General features: G+C 40.6%; 14 protein-coding genes. 4 read left to right on the top strand and 10 right to left on the bottom strand.

What is annotated here, in order from left to right; all coding sequences use genetic code 11:
- The first annotated feature begins 623 nt into the window (after positions 1 to 623).
- Both ACQKMF_RS24915 and ACQKMF_RS24910 read left to right on the top strand, forming a co-directional pair.
- A complete protein-coding gene (locus ACQKMF_RS24915; protein ID WP_427575430.1) occupies positions 624 to 1,382 on the top strand; it encodes an alpha/beta hydrolase in 759 nt (252 codons plus the stop codon).
- 82 nt (positions 1,383 to 1,464) lie between these two features.
- Positions 1,465 to 1,635, top strand: coding sequence for a CsbD family protein (locus ACQKMF_RS24910; RefSeq protein WP_098866101.1), 171 nt, complete (start codon positions 1,465 to 1,467; stop codon positions 1,633 to 1,635).
- 93 nt (positions 1,636 to 1,728) lie between these two features.
- Here the strand turns inward: ACQKMF_RS24910 and ACQKMF_RS24905 are convergent, their stop codons facing one another.
- The 5 genes from ACQKMF_RS24905 to ACQKMF_RS24885 all read right to left on the bottom strand — a co-directional run bounded on the left by ACQKMF_RS24905 (position 1,729) and on the right by ACQKMF_RS24885 (position 9,065).
- Positions 1,729 to 2,871, bottom strand: coding sequence for a PP2C family protein-serine/threonine phosphatase (locus tag ACQKMF_RS24905; RefSeq protein WP_101225714.1), 1,143 nt, complete (start codon positions 2,869 to 2,871; stop codon positions 1,729 to 1,731).
- A 280-nt stretch (positions 2,872 to 3,151) separates the two neighbouring features.
- Positions 3,152 to 3,985, bottom strand: coding sequence for a CheR family methyltransferase (locus ACQKMF_RS24900; RefSeq protein WP_427575427.1), 834 nt, complete (start codon positions 3,983 to 3,985; stop codon positions 3,152 to 3,154).
- Between the two features lie 28 nt (positions 3,986 to 4,013).
- Positions 4,014 to 6,818 carry a response regulator gene (locus tag ACQKMF_RS24895; RefSeq protein ID WP_427575425.1) on the bottom strand — a complete coding sequence of 935 codons (2,805 nt, stop codon included), beginning with the start codon at positions 6,816 to 6,818 and terminating at the stop codon, positions 4,014 to 4,016.
- A gap of 327 nt (positions 6,819 to 7,145) precedes the next feature.
- Complete coding sequence (locus ACQKMF_RS24890; RefSeq protein ID WP_101225719.1) at positions 7,146 to 8,444, bottom strand: hemolysin family protein; 1,299 nt, start codon at positions 8,442 to 8,444, stop codon at positions 7,146 to 7,148.
- Between the two features lie 189 nt (positions 8,445 to 8,633).
- Positions 8,634 to 9,065: a MerR family transcriptional regulator gene (locus ACQKMF_RS24885; protein WP_286141468.1), complete on the bottom strand. Its 432-nt coding sequence runs from the start codon at positions 9,063 to 9,065 to the stop codon at positions 8,634 to 8,636.
- A 723-nt stretch (positions 9,066 to 9,788) separates the two neighbouring features.
- Here ACQKMF_RS24885 and ACQKMF_RS24880 point away from each other — a divergent pair.
- Positions 9,789 to 10,214, top strand: a complete 426-nt coding sequence (locus ACQKMF_RS24880) for a DUF4395 domain-containing protein (RefSeq protein ID WP_101225711.1) — start codon at positions 9,789 to 9,791, stop codon at positions 10,212 to 10,214.
- A gap of 42 nt (positions 10,215 to 10,256) precedes the next feature.
- On the opposite strand, the gene ACQKMF_RS24875 is transcribed toward ACQKMF_RS24880, so the two are convergent.
- From ACQKMF_RS24875 to ACQKMF_RS24860, 4 genes are all read right to left on the bottom strand, one after another.
- A complete protein-coding gene (locus ACQKMF_RS24875; protein ID WP_427575423.1) occupies positions 10,257 to 12,011 on the bottom strand; it encodes an FTR1 family iron permease in 1,755 nt (584 codons plus the stop codon).
- 80 nt (positions 12,012 to 12,091) lie between these two features.
- A complete protein-coding gene (efeB, locus tag ACQKMF_RS24870; protein ID WP_402945402.1) occupies positions 12,092 to 13,384 on the bottom strand; it encodes an iron uptake transporter deferrochelatase/peroxidase subunit in 1,293 nt (430 codons plus the stop codon).
- Positions 13,385 to 14,230, bottom strand: coding sequence for an iron uptake system protein EfeO (gene efeO / locus ACQKMF_RS24865; protein WP_427575421.1), 846 nt, complete (start codon positions 14,228 to 14,230; stop codon positions 13,385 to 13,387).
- A gap of 187 nt (positions 14,231 to 14,417) precedes the next feature.
- Positions 14,418 to 14,897 carry a MarR family transcriptional regulator gene (locus ACQKMF_RS24860; protein ID WP_230178679.1) on the bottom strand — a complete coding sequence of 160 codons (480 nt, stop codon included), beginning with the start codon at positions 14,895 to 14,897 and terminating at the stop codon, positions 14,418 to 14,420.
- A gap of 129 nt (positions 14,898 to 15,026) precedes the next feature.
- On the opposite strand from ACQKMF_RS24860, the gene ACQKMF_RS24855 reads away from it, so the two are divergent.
- Positions 15,027 to 16,541: an MDR family MFS transporter gene (locus tag ACQKMF_RS24855; RefSeq protein WP_260359310.1), complete on the top strand. Its 1,515-nt coding sequence runs from the start codon at positions 15,027 to 15,029 to the stop codon at positions 16,539 to 16,541.
- A 286-nt stretch (positions 16,542 to 16,827) separates the two neighbouring features.
- Here ACQKMF_RS24855 and def read toward each other — a convergent pair whose 3' ends face one another.
- Positions 16,828 to 17,406: a peptide deformylase gene (gene def, locus ACQKMF_RS24850; RefSeq protein WP_101225705.1), complete on the bottom strand. Its 579-nt coding sequence runs from the start codon at positions 17,404 to 17,406 to the stop codon at positions 16,828 to 16,830.
- Positions 17,407 to 17,501: the final 95 nt, after the last annotated feature.

Here is a 17,501-nt window from a genome sequence, read left to right as displayed (position 1 = left end):
ATGTTTGACTTGCTCATTTGCTTTTTTGATAGTGTGTGCTCACTTAAAATTTAACGTTGGCGCTTTGTTTTGTTCAGTTTTCAAAGAGCAATTTCACAATCGTTCTTTCGAACGGCTGTTTATTCATCATAACACTTTATTGATTAGTTGTCAACTTCTGCGAAGTTTTTAACTTATTTTAAATCGCTGTGTTTTTCAGCGACCATTTCATCTTATCATTTTCATAGTAAGAAGTCAATAGTTATTATTTCTTTCAGCAATCAGCCAAAAGGCGATGAGGTTTTTCGTTTGTCTTAGTTGGTGCTTATTTATATTAATCCCATTTCAGTTTAAAGTCAACTCTTTTTTCCTTTTCTTTTATTTATACCCTGCAACCGGTTATTTTAGCTTCTTCTGTTTATCAACAATGCAAGGACAGTACTTATATAATGGTAAGAGTGGCAGCAAACACGGGATAGACCTAACTAAGTATCTTTGTATCTTTTTTTAATGCCTGTTTATAATGAAATTTGGCATATAACCAAGTTGACTTCATAATTTTCATTATGATATTATATAACCAAGTAAAATAATCGGAATAGTTAATTTTAATTTAAGTATAGCAAATTAAAGGAGATGGGATTATGACAGCAGCAATGGTAATACCAGGTGCGGAACCTTTTTTCTTACCCGGCAATTCTATCGGCATTCTTATTTGCCATGGCTTTAACGGAACGCCACAAAGCGTAAGATATTTAGGTGAAAAATTTGCCGCCAAAGGCTTTACTGTCTTCGCTCCTCGACTGGCGGGCCACGGGACGGATGAATATGAAATGGAAACGAGTACTTATCAGGAATGGATACAAGATGTTGAAATGGCTTATGCAAAATTAAAACGAACCTGCACCCATGTATTCGCCATCGGACAATCAATGGGAGGCGCCCTTGTTCTCGATTTAGCTACAAAAGTGTCTTGTGATGGAATTCTCACCATCAATGCCGCTCTCGAAGTTCCTGAATATGAAATATACCGTAACCAATCGGTTCCACGCTTCGTTCCTGAGGGCAAACCTGACATAAAAGACGATACAACTAAAGAAATCACAAATGACCAGGTTCCGTTAAAAGCGATTAATCAATTGCTTGATATAATGGAACATACCAGTCAAAAACTAATAGACGTTTCGTGCCCGATTCTTATCTTCCATTCTCCAGAAGATCACGTTGTACCAGACTCATGTTCCTACCAGATTTACGATACGGTCATGTCCGGGGATAAAGAGATGGCGCCCCTTGAAAATTCATATCATGTGGCCTCGTTGGATCATGACAAGGATCATATCATTGAACGGTCATATCAGTTCATTCAAAGGTTAAGCAAAAGGGCTATAATCGCTTCTTAAACTCCTTTTTCTCCATATAAAACAGGTTTATCCGTACACTTCATGGGTATATACAGTATATAAAGAAAAAGGAGGTAACATGATGAGCGGTTTATCAGACAAAGTAAAAGGTGCTGTAAATAAAGTTAAAGGTGAAACGAAAGACCAAGTCGGAAACGCGAAAAATGATCCTCACTTACAAGCAGAAGGTAAAGTCGATAAATTAAAAGGCAATCTCCAAGATGGCATTGGTAAATTAAAAAATGACCGTTAATTGCAAATAGCCGAATATATGATTCACTCTCTTAACATATCCCCCCCCTTTTATAGAGAAGAGGCGGCAGATAATCTGCCGCCTCTTCCTTGTTCAATTTGCTTGAATAACAACAACACACATATCATCCGGTTGATCTTGCTGCATTTCCGGGGACATCAAAAAATCGATAGGGGGAGATTCTTTACAATCGAACCATCTCGTCGAGACCGCTTCTTTTATTTGGTCGAGTCCTTCCGTCCCTTCTCGATCTATCGCTTCCATGACTCCATCCGTAAATAGCATGAGCTGAATCTTCTCTTCATAATGAATGACTGACTTCTCTATTTTCATTTCGGTGAAGAACCCAACAGGGCATGTCCCTTTTGAAAGCGAGGCCACTTTTCCATCGTCCATTAAAGCAAAGCCCGGAGGATGTCCGGCATTCACATATTCCACAGTCTTTTGCTCTGTATCAATGACCATATAAATCGCGGTAAAATAATAATGCACTGGATTATCTTCTTTATTAAGGGTACTCATCCAGCGATTCATTTCGTTTATTACTGCCACCGGATCAGTATGTATCCTGATGGCATCCCTCAATACGGAGGAAATGAACATGCACACAAGTGAGGCGGATATGCCATGCCCCATCATATCCAGCAGGATGATCCCATACCGACTTTCATCGATGCGATGCCAATAGTACATATCCCCTGCCAATTTATTCGCAGGTAAGTATGATGCCCTTATGGTTAAGTGATCATTTATAATGGGTTCACTTAATAAACCGCTTTGAACCTGCATGGAAAGATCCAATTCATTGCGGATTTTTTCATCCTGCATTTTATGCCAATCTTTTTCATATTTAAGTCTTAACCCCACGCGAATCCTCGCAAGTAAATCTATTTTATTGATAGGCTTCATAATATAATCAATTCCGCCAACATCAAGTGCCTCGGCAACCTTGTTTGAATCTTCAAGGGCGGTCACAAAAATTACGGGTATATCTCTAAGGTGAGGAATGCTTTGAAGTCTCCTGCACGCCTCTATCCCATCGATCTCCGGCATCATGATATCGAGCAGAATGATATCAACTGAAGTCTCTTTAGGTTGCGGACTATCCACCTGTAAATATTCAAACATCTCAACAGCTGAAGTTAATGATAGAAAATCCGTATAGCCAGCTCGTTTTAGAATTTTCTCTATAACGAAAAGGTTAACCTGGTTATCATCTACGATTAAAATCGTCATTCTTTCATTCCCCTTTTGGCTTATATCGAGCGGCAACATTTATCTTTTTTATATGGATCAGTACTTTCATAAAGCTCCCTTAATAGGGATTTTCCTATTATATTATAACGAAGTTCAGTCTCTTTTAATAATAATAAACAACGGCAGTCATTCTATTTGGAGACCAACTCATTATTTATACCCCTTCTTCCGTCACCTTAAACATAGAAATGAAAAAAAACCGAAAAATAATGCACTAAATTAAAAAGAAAGAGTCCGCTTATATGCGGACTCTTTCTTTTTACAATTTCCGATAAATTCGTTCCTTTGAGTCAAAGTCCTCATAATCTTCCGAAAAGGATGATGTATGAAGTGTTTCCTTGCTGCCAACCGCAAGAAAGCCGTCTTTACAAAGGCTGTCATAAAACAACTGATTAACATAGGTCTGCAATTCACCGGTAAAGTAAATCATCACATTCCGGCACATGATGATATGAAACTCATTGAACGAACCATCAGTAACTAAATTATGCTGGAAAAACACAATGTTTTTAAGGAGATTCGAATCAAGATAAGCATTTTGATAATCGGTTGTATAATACTCCGAAAATTCCTGGCTGCCTCCAGCTTGCAAATAGTTTTTCGTATAAGACTGCATTCTATTTAAAGGCAATATTCCTTTTTCCGCATGACGGAGGACTTCATCATTCATATCAGTGGCATAAATCCTCGCCTTATCATAAAGTCCTTCCTCCTTGAGGATGATCGCCATGGAAAAGGCTTCTTCACCGGTTGAACATCCCGCATGCCAAATTCTGATTTCCGGAAGTTTTTTCAGGAGCGGTACTATATTTAAACGAAAGGCTTTAAAGAAATCCGGATCGCGAAACATTTCAGTGACATTTATTGAAAAATCTCTCAATAGCTTCTCGACATACCCTTTTTCATATAAAACCATTTCAATCATTCCGCTGATCCTGCGAACATGGTCCAGTCTCATTCTATTTTCAACTCTTCTTTTTATTGAAGAACGCATATATTTGCGAAAGTCAAAGCCCGAAACGGAATAGACGGCCTCTAACAATAATTCGATTTCCAAGTCTTCTCTTTCTTCAATCGTTAATGTATCCTTCATGCAAAACCTTCCTTACCCGTACTATCAATCAATTAGTCAGCCATACCCTTAGGACTGATAGCAACTGATCCAATTTTAACGGCTTGCTGACATAGTCGGAAGCGCCGGCCTTCAGGCACTTTTCCCTGTCGCCTTTCATCGCTTTCGCAGTTAGCGCGATGATTGGAAGATCCTCGAACTTACTTTGCTCGCGAATTCTGGTCATCGTTTCGTAACCGTCCATGCCTGGCATCATGATATCCATCAAAATAACATCTATATTGTTTCCTTTTTCAAGGAGTTCCAAACATTCATAGCCGTTTTCAGCTGTAAGGATTTCCATCCCCTCATGCTTCAGCGCATTCTTCAGGGCAAATATATTACGGTGATCATCATCGACGACCAGTACTGTTTTATTGCAGAATGGTTTGGCCTTATCTCGATCTTCTTCATCCACTATAACTACATCCGGTTCTCCCTGACCGTCAAAAGGTGCGGCGGCAGAATCATCGTTGTTGGCTGCTGCCACTTCTGGAGAAGCAGCCATTGCTTCGCCGATATTTTTGAAGCCTTCTGGCATGCTTGGAATAAAGAAAGTAAAGGTACTGCCTTGCCCTTCCTCACTATCTACAATGACCCAGCCTCCCAGAAGTTTGGCGAACTCCCGGCAAATCGATAGCCCTAGTCCTGTACCGCCATATTTTCTCATTGTAGCTCCGTCACCTTGCTGGAACGCTTCAAAGATAAGTTTTTGCTTCTCTTTAGAAATTCCGATGCCCGTATCCGTCACCTTAATTTCAACCCAATTGCTAGCTCCTTTTGTCTGTATCCATTGTGCTACATTTTCTTCATCAGCTTTTTTGATTTGGACAGTCACAGAACCTTTTTCCGTGAATTTAAATGCATTGGATAATAGGTTTTTCAGAATTTGCTGGAAGCGCTGTTCATCCGTAAAGAAAATATCCGGAACGTTTTTACTTTTTTCTATTATAAAGTCAATGTTCTTTTTCTTCGCTACATGATCGAAATTACGGTGCAATTGCTCTGGAAGCTCACTCAAATTCATTTCGTCAAAGACTACTTCAAGCTTTCCGACCTCGACTTTCGATAAATCCAAAATGTCATTGATCAACGTTAATAAATCTTGACCTGATGAGTTAATGACCCGAGCGAATTCCTGTTGCTCTTCGTTTAATTTACTATCATTCGGATCTGAAAGCATTTCTGATAAAATCAGGATACTATTGAGCGGTGTCCGCAATTCATGGGACATATTCGCCATGAACTCCGATTTATATTTGGAACTTAACTTTAATTCCTCCGCTTGTTTTTCAAGATTCAATTTTGCGACTTGAAGCTCTTTCGATTTTTCTTCAGTTTCACGATTTCTTTCTTCTAATTGTTCATTGATCATTCGCAATTCCTCAGCCTGTGTTTGCAGTTCCTCCGATTGGGCTTGCATTTCCTCTGACTGTGATTGCAATTCTTCCGATTGAGCCTGTAACTCTTCGGTCTGTGCTTGTGATTCTTGCAATAAACGCTCTATTTCCATCCGGCCCTCAACATTATTAATCGTGATGCCCAGAGTATCAAGAACCTGGTTCAGGAAAGTTTTTTGCAGCTTCGTAAAGCTCTCCAAACTCGCCAGCTCGACCATCGCCACCACTTCATCCTCAAAAACGACCGGCGCAATAACAATGCTTTTCGGGTTTACCTCCCCTAATCCTGTCGTAACCAATTGAAAATCTTCAGGAATATCTTCAATGACTTTCGATTCCTTTTCAAGGGCGCATTGTCCAATTAAACCTTCGCCAAGACGGAATTCACGCCTGCCTGAATCTTCGCCATCTCCCGCAAAGCTTGCAAGCTTCACAAAACGCATATCCACGCCCTCGCCCCGTTTGACGTAAAAAGCTCCAATTGAAGCTCCCATCATCGGTGCAAGTCTTGTAATGAACCGGTCAGCCAGCACCTCCACATCAACAATGCGCTGATACATCGTAGCTATATCTGCAACACGGGTCTGGATCCAGTTCTGTTCACTGATCTTTTCGGTGAAATCTTTCTCTTTTTGATTATAGATTTCAAGCGATCCCGCCATTTCGTTGAACGATCTCGCTATATCACCAATTTCATCAGTAGTCCGAACCGGAACTCTCGGTATGACCGATAAATTTTTATAATCGATATTTTTGATGACCTTCGTAATCGATTGTAGATCTTTCGATGTACTGCGGATCATCCAAACAACCGTTACGGAAATAACCAAAATGCTGAGAATAACCGCAAAAATTACAAAACCAATCATATCTTCATAGGTTTGTTTCGAATTGTTTAAGGTATCGTTCATGACACCTTCCTGGTAATCCTTAAATTCATCCATCGTACTGATGACTTTCGTTCGTTTTTCCCTTTGGTCGTCCATCAGGCTTGAAAGATCATCCGAAGAGTTTCCAGATTTTATCTTCTGGATGATTTCAGCCTCCGTTATGGAGTAAGAAGCATATTGAGTCTCGAACTCTTTCAATAATTGCTTCGCTTTGACCTTATTTAACGTACCTGATAACCCAGCAATTTTTGATTCAATCAAATTATGATTCTCATTGATGATTTCGAGGCTCTCTGCTCTTTCTTTTTTGTTTGCATCATTAGCTGCAAACAGGATCTCACGGTCCGACCTGGAAAACAGCTGACGGATTTCCATCGAAGCTGAAACTTTTTCATAGCGATTTTCAACTATCTCAGTCATGCTGCTCTTTAAATTGTTAAGCGTAACCATCATGAAAGAAAGTAAAATAGCCAAGAAAAGCAAGATCAAACCAAATCCCAACATTTGCTTCTTCTTAAAACCCATTTTCCCGCCCACCTTCAATACTTATTTATACCAGCCATAAATAAACAACGGCATGCAAAATAAATCTTAATGCTATCATTAGTATTACTTTTGAAGAATTTCCTTATATTCTTTGAAACTTAAAATGATATATAGATAGATTCATTGCTCAAAGTCAATTTTAACATTTTCCAAGCTAAAATAGTTACCTACAGTGTTATTTTTAATGAATTCATTTTCCAATTAAGTAACAGTCTGCCTTGACGATTGTTCTAAACACCGAATAGACATCTTCGTACATAATAAAAGCCGAAAGTTTCCACTTTCGGCTCTTGTTGTAATCCTGTTTTATTTAATCTTCTTCACTTCAACATATAAAACATGGTGGCCGTCCATTTCCTTTACAGTAAACTCATATCCGGCGTATTCGATTTTATCCCCGACAGCAATCTCGAATCTGCCTGTCAGGAACCAACCTCCCAATGTATCGATATCTTCCTCCGGCAAATCGATCGCAAGGGTATCATTGACATCTTCAACCAATGTTTTTGCGTCGAATACATAATGCCCTTCATCAATCTTTTGTATGAGCGGACGTTCATCCTGGTCAAATTCATCACGGATTTCCCCGACGATTTCTTCAAGTATGTCTTCAACCGTAACAAGACCGGCAGTTCCGCCATATTCATCAGTCAAAACAGCCATATGGATCCGTTCCTTCTGCATTTTCAGCAGCAAATCATGAATGGCGATCGTTTCAAGAACACGGATAATGGGTGTTACAAAGGAATCCACCGTCAAAGCTGTTACATTATCTTCTGTAATCGTCGCTGTATAAAGTCGCTTGATATTGACCATTCCCACGACATTATCTTTATCACCGTCTATGACCGGATACCTTGTGTATTGCTCTTCCTGAATCAGTTCAACAACTTCCAATAATGGCATGCCCTTTTCAATAACGGTCATTTCCGTACGCGGAACCATGATTTCATTGGCAATGCGCTCATCAAATTCAAATATCTGATTGACATATTTATATTCTGATTGGTTGATCTCACCGCTTTTATAGCTTTCCGATAAAATGATGCGCAGCTCTTCTTCGGAATGGGCCATTTCGGACTCGGACGCAGGCTTTAATCCGAACATGCCCGTCAGGAGACGTGCAGAACCATTCAGTAACCAAATGAATGGGTACAAAATGCGGTAAAAGAGGATTAACGGCTTTGCAAATAGCAAGGTTACCTCTTCTGCCTTTTGAATCGCAACCGTTTTCGGTGCAAGTTCGCCGACAACAACATGAAGGAATGTTACAGAACCGAAGGCGATCAGGAACGAGATGATGTGACTTACGGACTCCTCTAATCCCCATTTAGTGAACAATGGTTTTAAGATGGCCTCGACCGTCGGTTCACCCAATACCCCTAAACCTAAGGCGGTTACCGTAATCCCCAATTGACAGGCAGATAAGTATTCATCGATATGTGATGTCACTTTCTTGGCTGCAAGGGCATTTCTATGCCCTTCCTCAATCAATTGATTGATTCGGGAACTTCTGACTTTCACGATTGCAAATTCCGATGCAACGAAAAATGCGGTTAATGCTATTAATACAGCTACTGCTAATAATTTTAAAAATATCTCCAATATGTGCGGGTTCGCCATGTTGTGCCCATCCTTCTGACCTTCGGATTAGACATGTACGGCTAAATCCCAAGCACCTCCTGTATAAATGGTTATTTTCGTTTCAAAAAGCGATTTTTGCCTAATCAAAACCCTTTAGCCTATTTCGTTAATATGCACCTTTGTGCAAAAAACTATAGGGATAAATTTTAATCATACCAGCAACACTAGCAATGATTGGATTAAGGCCATGCTTTCGCGGGATATCTGTTTTTTTAGAAGAAGCTCACTTTTTCCGTCCTTTTCAATCAAGCTAATGAATTCCTGAAGTTCCTCGTTCAGGCCATCCATTTTATTCTTGAGTTGAAGACCTTTTTCCTCAATTGCTGATGTGTCTTCCTTATCCTTCTTAAGTAATTCTTTAATATCTTCCAATGAAAGGTTTTCTCTTTTGTATCCCTCGATACGGCGAAGCCTTTCAAGTTCACCGACTGAATAATAACGGTAATTAGAGGCGGAACGTTCTGCTTTAAGCAAGCCTAGGTTTGTATAATAATCTACAGTTCTTTTCGTAACATTCGCCATTTCCGCCAACTCGCCAATTTTTAAAGTCTCGTTCCCAACATAACCCCTCCTAACCGTCACGTGATGGTTTGACAAACTGAAAGTATGTCTTTTTCCTCCATGACGTTTTATTCTATTCCCTAATCGTACATTATTTTAATTGAAATGGAAAATATTTATTACCTCTTTACCCTTCATTGGAAAAACAAAAACCGATTAATTGAATAATCGGTTCAGACTGTAGACAAACTTGATATTAATTAAGATTGCCTGCATTTTTGAGAATGTATAAAATATGAACGTTGATTGGAACGTAGGGCACTCGCTTTCCGCGGGCGGTCCGAGAGCCTCTTCGGTTTGCCTGCTGGGTCTCTGTGAGCACGCTTTTCCCGCTGGAGCCTCGAACACCCGCTCCAATCAACTTTGTATAAAAAATTAAGATGGAACCCCTTTTGTCTATAAACTCAAACCGATTAATGGTTTAATTTATGATTTATTCCACAGATTTATTTTTTCGTTTTAACTGAGAATTGATTGCTCAATATCTTAGGACCGCATTGGCAAAGGGCAGAATGCTTTAGCTTTTTTATTGGTGTTCCGCATGTTTCACAAACTTTTGCTACCATTTATACTGTCCTCCTCACTTTATTTGCTGTTATACATATTATACTACTTTATTAATGATAATCAATACTAAATTAAAATTATTATAAATAAGGTTTTATCTTTAATTTGTTAGACTTCACATATGATTAAAATAAAGATAAAATATAAACAAAACATATCAGGAAGGTTGGTATTAGTATGACGAGTGAAATCCGTTCCATTCCCCGTCCTTTAGTACGAACGAATCAATGGGTCATTTTGTTAAGCGTAGCCACCGCCTTATTAACGGGACAAATGTGGATATTAGTGATTCCTTTAACTGCAGGACTTTTAGGTCTTCTCTTTAATTTCAATCCAGTGATGCGTCTCGCCAAGCTCTTTCTTAAAAAGAAACCCTCCGATTATATTCCTGAAGATCATTCACAGCAACAGTTCAACCAAGCAATAGCTGTCGTTTGCTTAGGACTTGGATTCATATCTTTTTTGCTGGGTTGGGATGTTACCGGTTATATATTCACCTTGATGGTCGGATTGGCTTCTCTCATAGCCATCCTTGGATTCTGCATCGGCTGCTTTATCCTTTATCAATGGAAGCAATATTCCTATCGCCGATCTATTCGCTAATACCATACACAAATGGGACTGACATGCATCAGTCCCATTATATTATTCGGTTGTACGTAAGGAATTACTCTTTTTGACCCAAATGGTCGCCAAAACAATCAGCAAAATTAATACAGCTTGCGGCACCAGCGTTTCCATTGTTGGATAAAGACCTATCGTTTCTACAAACGGAAAGGAACTGATCGTATTTGTCTGTATCACCTGTGAAACCTGAAGTGAATGAATGGAGACTCCAAGAATCTTGAAAGCCAAGGCATATATGAGTACCGTTGCCGCTTTAAAGAATAGGGTCATCGGTAATTTCACACTAAAGCGCAGCATGATGAAACCAATTACCACTAAAATGAGGAAGGCAAGGAAAATCCCGCTCAGCAGCTGCTTTAATTCCATATAAGGAGCCATACCGGCATAAAAGATAATCGTCTCGGCCCCTTCACGGAATATGGATAGAAAACTGATCAAAGCGAAAGAGATGATGCTTCCCGTAGCAATGGCTTGGTTCATTTGCTTGTCGATATACCGGTTCCATGCATGAACATTCGATTTACCATGAAGCCAAAGACCAATTGTCAACATCATCGATACGGCTATTATCCCAGTGATTCCCTCAATATATTCCCGGCTTGACGCAGCCGTGATCTGAGAGAAAACGATATTGATTATGACCGCCAATATGGAACTGGCAACTAAACCCGCACCAACCCCTGTCCAAATCCATTTTTGTTTGTCCGCTTGCCCGATTTTCTTTAGGAAAGACAGCAATGTAGCTACAATTAAGAGTGCTTCCAACCCTTCCCGCAAAAGGATCGAAGCGGCATCCCATGTCGTATATCCCGTATCATTAATTAAAGGGAGTAACCTTGTGTTTAAATCGGAAACGATTCCCTTCGCTTCCTCCGCCTTTACCTTTTTCGATTCTAATAGGCTGATTGCGGTCGGGACTTTCGTTTCCATATCGCTGTAAAGCTTGCTGTCCCTTGTGGAGACCTCCCCTTCGACATTAGGCCAAATTGTCAAGATCTCATTTAGCTGATCAACGGCAGAATCGATGTCACCCTTTTCAATATCCGTTGCACTTCCTTGTAAAAGTTGCGTTACATCCCCAAGGGAATAGGTATTCTCCTGGCTTCCCTCTTCAACTTTACCAGCAAGGAAATCCTCGATTAGGCCCTTCAATTCAGCTAGATTTTTTTGGGCTTTTTCCGAATCAGGTGGGTCTTGGGTAATCGCTATCCGCACAAAGGCCATTTTCGTTTCAAATTCACCATATGCAGCAACACTTTTCTCCCTGACAATGACCTCTGCTTCGGTCCATTGACTCAGAAGGCTGGTATATTGAACTTTAGCTTGATCAAAGTCACCTTCAGTTATCGAAGCTTCCAACTTATCTATTAAAGGTAGTATTGCTTCTAAGCGTTCTTCATAGTCCGTCTTGTCAACAGGGTTTTCGTTGGTATCATAAATAACAAGAGTACTGGATAATGCCGATAATCGCTTCTTGATTTCATCTGTGGAGGCTTGGTCTCTCACAGCACTTTTTACCGCAGACAGCCTCTCGTCGACTTCCCTCGCACTCTTGCTGTCCGTTTTTATCGTTTGCCAATCTTTCTCGAAAAGATCGATATTTTTCGATACTTCCTCAAGGTCTCCGGATTTTACCTTCATTAAACTATCGCCAATATAAACAAAAAGCTGATCATGGTTTTCACCCGCCGAAACAACCCTTACAGCCGTCGAAAGAAATAAAAGGCTGACGATTAAAACCAAAATCCCACTCTTCCATTTAGAAACGGTCATACTGGTCCCTCCTTATTCATGAACTAAAATCGCCAACTGGATAATTTCCATGCTGGCGATTTTCACGTCCTCATTTGAGATTATATTTTTCCAAAAAGGGAATCCCCAATATAGCCACCCTTTTTCACACCTGGTAAACAAGCGAACATGGCACTGCCCTTGTGAACGATATATTCGTTGAGCTTATCATTTTTCGCCAGTCGCTCTTGTATGGGAATGAATTGTTCACTTGGATTTCGCTGAAAACAAATGAATAGCAAGCCTGCATTGAAGCTCCCTGTTTTAGGATCCATTCCATCTGCATATGAATATGGACGCCTCAATATCTTTGCTTTTCCGTCCCCCCTGGAGAGACTCATATGTGAATCTTCCGGAATGACCCGATTTCCATTTGGATCTTTAGCTTCAAGGTCCACGGTATCGAACTCATTCTTCATTCCTAATGGAGCTCCACTGTCACGATGACGGCCAAACGTATTTTCTTGTTCTTTCAATATTGTCCGGTCCCAAACTTCAATGTACATCTGGATTCGGCGCACCACCATATAACTGCCCCCAACAAGCCAGTCAGGACCGTCCTCACCCTTCACCCAAACATGCTCATTCATTTCATTGTCATTATTCGTATCCGGATTGACAGTCCCATCCTTAAACCCGAAAAGGTTACGAGGTGTCGTTTTTTGTGAATCGGCTTGCTTAGTCCGTTGAAAACCTGTTTGTGCCCAATGAATGATCGTTTTCCCTCTTCCGATCCTCACTAAGTTCCGGACGGCATGAAAAGCCACTTGGAGATCATCTGCACATGCTTGAATACAAATATCCCCACCGCTCCATTCTTCTTCTAAAGCATCTAAAGGGAATTGAGGCAGATCCTTTAATTCTGCAGGCCTTTTCGATTTCAAACCAAATCGATCTTTGCCATCCTTCGAAAACAGGGTCGGACCCACTCCAAAAGTGATCGTTAAATTGGAGGGTGATAATTCTTTCGCTTCCCCCGTATCCTTTGGGGGCATATTCGTATTATGCGATGCTTCACCAATCAAATTCCCCTCAGTCATCTGAGCCGCAGCCTCTGTCCAATCCTTAAATAACTGGATTAGGTCTGACCTTTTATCTGTGGTTACTTCCAATGATGCGAAGTAAAGGTTATCTTGCGCCTCAGTGGTGATACCGGCTTGATGTGCTCCATAAAAAGGAACGATATCCTTAGTTTGTCCCTTTGCCCTTTGTTCAGAAAGTGTCAGCAGCCCGCCAAATCCAGAAGCCCCTATCACGACTCCGATTCCACCAACTCCTGCCGTTTTCAACATATTTCGACGACTCACTTTTTTTGTAAAAAGTCCGGTTTCATCTTTAGGCGTATGTTCTTTCAATTAAGATTCCTCCGTTACAATCCCTATTTGCGAAAGTGGTTCAGCCAATGCATCAATTGCTTGACTTAACTCCTTGACTTCAGATTTCTTTAAATCCGTATATGAGATGTAGCCATCCCCTTCTTTATGCTTTTCAAGCAAGCCGTATACATCGTCAAAACGTTGTTGGATTTCCTCAGCAAGCTTCGCGTCCTTTTCTTTCAGCGCTGGAGTAAGCAGTTCATAGATCTTTTCTGCACCTTCAACATTTGCAACGAAATCATACAGGTCGGTATGGGAGTATCGGTCTTCTTCTCCTGTCACTTTGCTCGTGGAAACTTCATTCAATAAATCCACCGCACCCGTGATCAACAAATCAGGTGTTACCTCAACCGTTTCAACTTTGGCTCGAAGCAAATTGACGTCACTCATTAATTGTTCTGCATACTTTTCGTAGCCCTTCGTTGTATTTTCTTGCCATAGCCCCATTTCAATCCTATGGTAACCGCCCCAGTCTTCATCTTTGACATCCCCTTCACGCGCATCGATTTTGGGATCAAGATCCCCAAATACTTCAGCGATTGGTTCCGCTCTCTCATAATGCATACGGGCTGGTGCGTATAATTCCTTCGCTTTTTCAATATCACCGGCAGATACGGCCTCAGTGAATTCTTCCGTTGCGTTTACGAACTCTTCTATTTCACCGATGGCATATTCCCGGTACTCGCTAGATACATCATCAAGCTTACTCGCACTTGCTTCTTTGGCATTATCATCTGCCGGCTTGGCTTCTTCCTTTTTCTGCGCACAGCCAAATAATAGGCTGGTTGATAGTAAGACCGCTAATGACGCCTTTGCTTTTTTCATAGTGTATTCTCCCTTTTAAATGATTTGTAGATTCATATTAGCAGATAATGAAAATCATTATCAATATATATTTTACTGGAAACGTGACATTGTTCATTCTTTTTTAAATAAATTTCACTCTACTCCTTGTATTATTGATAAGAAACTGCCAGCTGGCTAAAAATAAAAAAGGCAGCCTGCATACCGGCTACCTTTCCCGTTCACTCATTAATTTGTCATTTTCTTTGTCCATGATTTTTGTGATATCCTCAACAAATTGATTGATCAATATTAGCTCTTGTTCATTATAAGATGAACATAACTCCTTGGTGGCCATAGAAAGCGATTGATAGTGCGATTTGATCTGTTCCTGCCTTTCGGGTATCGGTGCAATCATCACCCGTCTTCCGTCCAATTGATCTCGTTCTCTTTTAACATAACCGGATTTCTCAAGGCGATTGATCAGTGCCGTGACCGATCCCGTGCTCAATCCTGTAATTTTGGATAATTCACCGGCCGTAATCGGTCCAGTTTCATTCAATATTTCAGCACTCTTTAAGTCCGTATGGGATACACCTATTTTGTGGGCCATATTTTGTTGAAATAATACGGATCTCATTCCATACCGCTGCAATCTGTGTGTTAAGCTCTTTAGCAGAGCTCCATTCACCTTATTATCGCTTGACATAAAATGCCACCCCTTTTACACTTAAATTTATCTTGATTTTCAAGATAAATGTTTTGTTTCATCTTAACGTTTACCCTTCAACCATGTAAAGGAAATTCATGAACTGGTTGATACGAAGGAGGAAAATAAATGAACGCTCAAAAAAAACAAAAATTCATTGTTGCCGGTTTACTATTGGGTATCTTGATGTCAGCAATGGATAATACGATTGTTGCGACTGCAATGGGAACGATCGTTTCTGATTTAGGCGGATTCGATAAGTTTGTATGGGTGACATCTGCCTATATGGTCGCCACGATGGCCAGTATGCCGATATTCGGTAAGCTTTCCGATATGTATGGAAGAAAGAGGTTTTTTATTTTTGGACTTATAGTCTTTTTAATCGGCTCCGCATTATGCGGCATGGCCCAGAGCATAGTGCAGTTAAGTATCTTCCGTGCAATCCAAGGGATAGGCGGAGGCGCTTTGATGCCTATAGCCTTTACGATCATTTTTGATATTTTCCCACCTGAAAAACGGGGAAAATTAACTGGACTTTTCGGTGCTGTGTTTGGGGCATCAAGCGTATTGGGACCACTTTTAGGCGCTTATATCACTGAATATTCCAGCTGGCACTGGATTTTCTACGTCAATGTTCCGATTGGGATCATTTCTTTATTTTTCATCTGGAATTACTACAAGGAGTCACCCAACAACCAAGAGCAAAAAATTGATTGGGGTGGCGCAGCAACACTCGTCATTGCCGTTATCAGCTTAATGTTCGCTCTCGAACTGGGCGGGGAGTATGGCTGGAGTTCCTCTCCCATCATAGGCCTGTTTGCCAGTTTTTTGGTTTTCTTCGTTACATTTTTCTTTTTCGAAAAAAGGGCAAAAGATCCAATCATTTCATTATGGCTGTTTAAAAGGCGATTATTTGCCACTTCTCAGATCTTAGCCATTCTTTATGGCGGTACATTCATTATATTAACCGTCTATATCCCGATTTTCGTGCAGGCAGTTTACGGTGGTTCTGCAACAAATGCCGGATTGATCCTAACTCCCATGATGCTTGGTTCTGTATTCGGCAGTGCAGTTGGCGGGATATTCAATACAAAGACAAGTTTTCGCAACTTAATGACGGTTTCTGTCATCTGTTATTTTGCAGGAATGCTTCTATTAGGAACCATCACCCCTGATACCAGCAGGACTTTATTAACTTTGTATATGATTCTGACTGGATTTGGCATGGGCTTTTCCTTCTCCCTTTTGCCTATTGCGTCCATTCACAACTTGGAACCTAGATTCAGGGGGTCGGCCAACTCAACAAACTCATTCCTCCGTTCATTTGGGATGACACTCGGTGTAACGATTTATGGAGCGATTCAGACCAATGTATTCCAAAGTAAAATGACGGATGCATTTAAAGGAATGCAAGGAGGTCCGGATACAGCCGGCTTGATGGATGACCCACGTCAGCTCTTCCAATCGGATGCACGTGCCGAGATTCCGGACTTTATCCTGGATAAAATCGTTCATGCGATGTCCGATTCGATATCATTGATATTCACCTTGGCTCTCATTCCGATCGGTCTTGCAGCAATCACGGTATTCTTCATGGGTAAAACAAGAGTGGAAACACCTTCAAAAAAGGAATACTTACACTAAACAAAAAGCGCTGCATTTGCAGCGCTTTTTGTTTTTCATCTCCCTTCTATAAATAGGAAGTGAAGATAGTCGAAAGATCATACCGAGGTGAGAAGTTTGAAGGACGTATGTTTTGGAGACAGTTAAACCAGAGGCATTTCTTATATTAGGGTACATTATCCGAACTCTTGGCTAAGCTAACAGAACCTTGCCATACTCAGTGATCTGCATAAGCATATGGAAGAGGATATGCTTGTGCAGCCATAAAACAGTAAAAAGGCAAAGCATGTCGCTTTGCCTTTTTGCCTTACAGACTTTTCACTTCCACGTTTTCCGGAAGCTTGAAAGGGTTTTCGGTGTTGATCCGGTCATAAAACATCATCCCGTTTAAATGATCTAACTCATGTTGAAACACGATTGCAGCAAAGCCCTTCAGCCGCATCTCTATTTCCTCACCATTACCATCCAAAGCTTTGATTTTAACCCGTTCATAACGAGGTACATACCCCTTAATGTCACGGTCGACGGAAAGGCAGCCTTCACTTTGCGGTAAATAGATCATTGTGGCAGAATGGCTGATGATTTTCGGATTCACAAGGGCATATTCAAACAGCTTCCCTTTTTCATCGGGAAAATACATGACGAACATGCGTTTATTCAAGCCTATCTGATTTGCAGACAACCCAACTCCTTCACGTAAGTTGTACTTCTTTTGGAGTTTTGGGTCCTGGCTGTTTTTCAGGTATTGCATCATGCATTCCAACGTTTCACGATCTTCATCCGAAATCGGCAGGCTAACTTCATCCGTTACCTGACGCAGAATGGGATCACCTTCTCTAACGATATCCTTCATCGTAATCATATAGTCTTTTATAAATTTACTCATAGAACTTCACACTCTTCTACCATTTTATTTTTTCATGACTTAGACCATTTCACTTTAGCATTTCGCATTTAAAAAGTCTAATATGCCGGTTAGAT

Source organism: Peribacillus sp. NPDC101480, from assembly GCF_050277335.1.
In the GTDB taxonomy this organism is placed as follows: Bacteria; Bacillota; Bacilli; order Bacillales; family DSM-1321; genus Peribacillus.
This window is presented reverse-complemented; position numbering and strand designations above follow the sequence as displayed.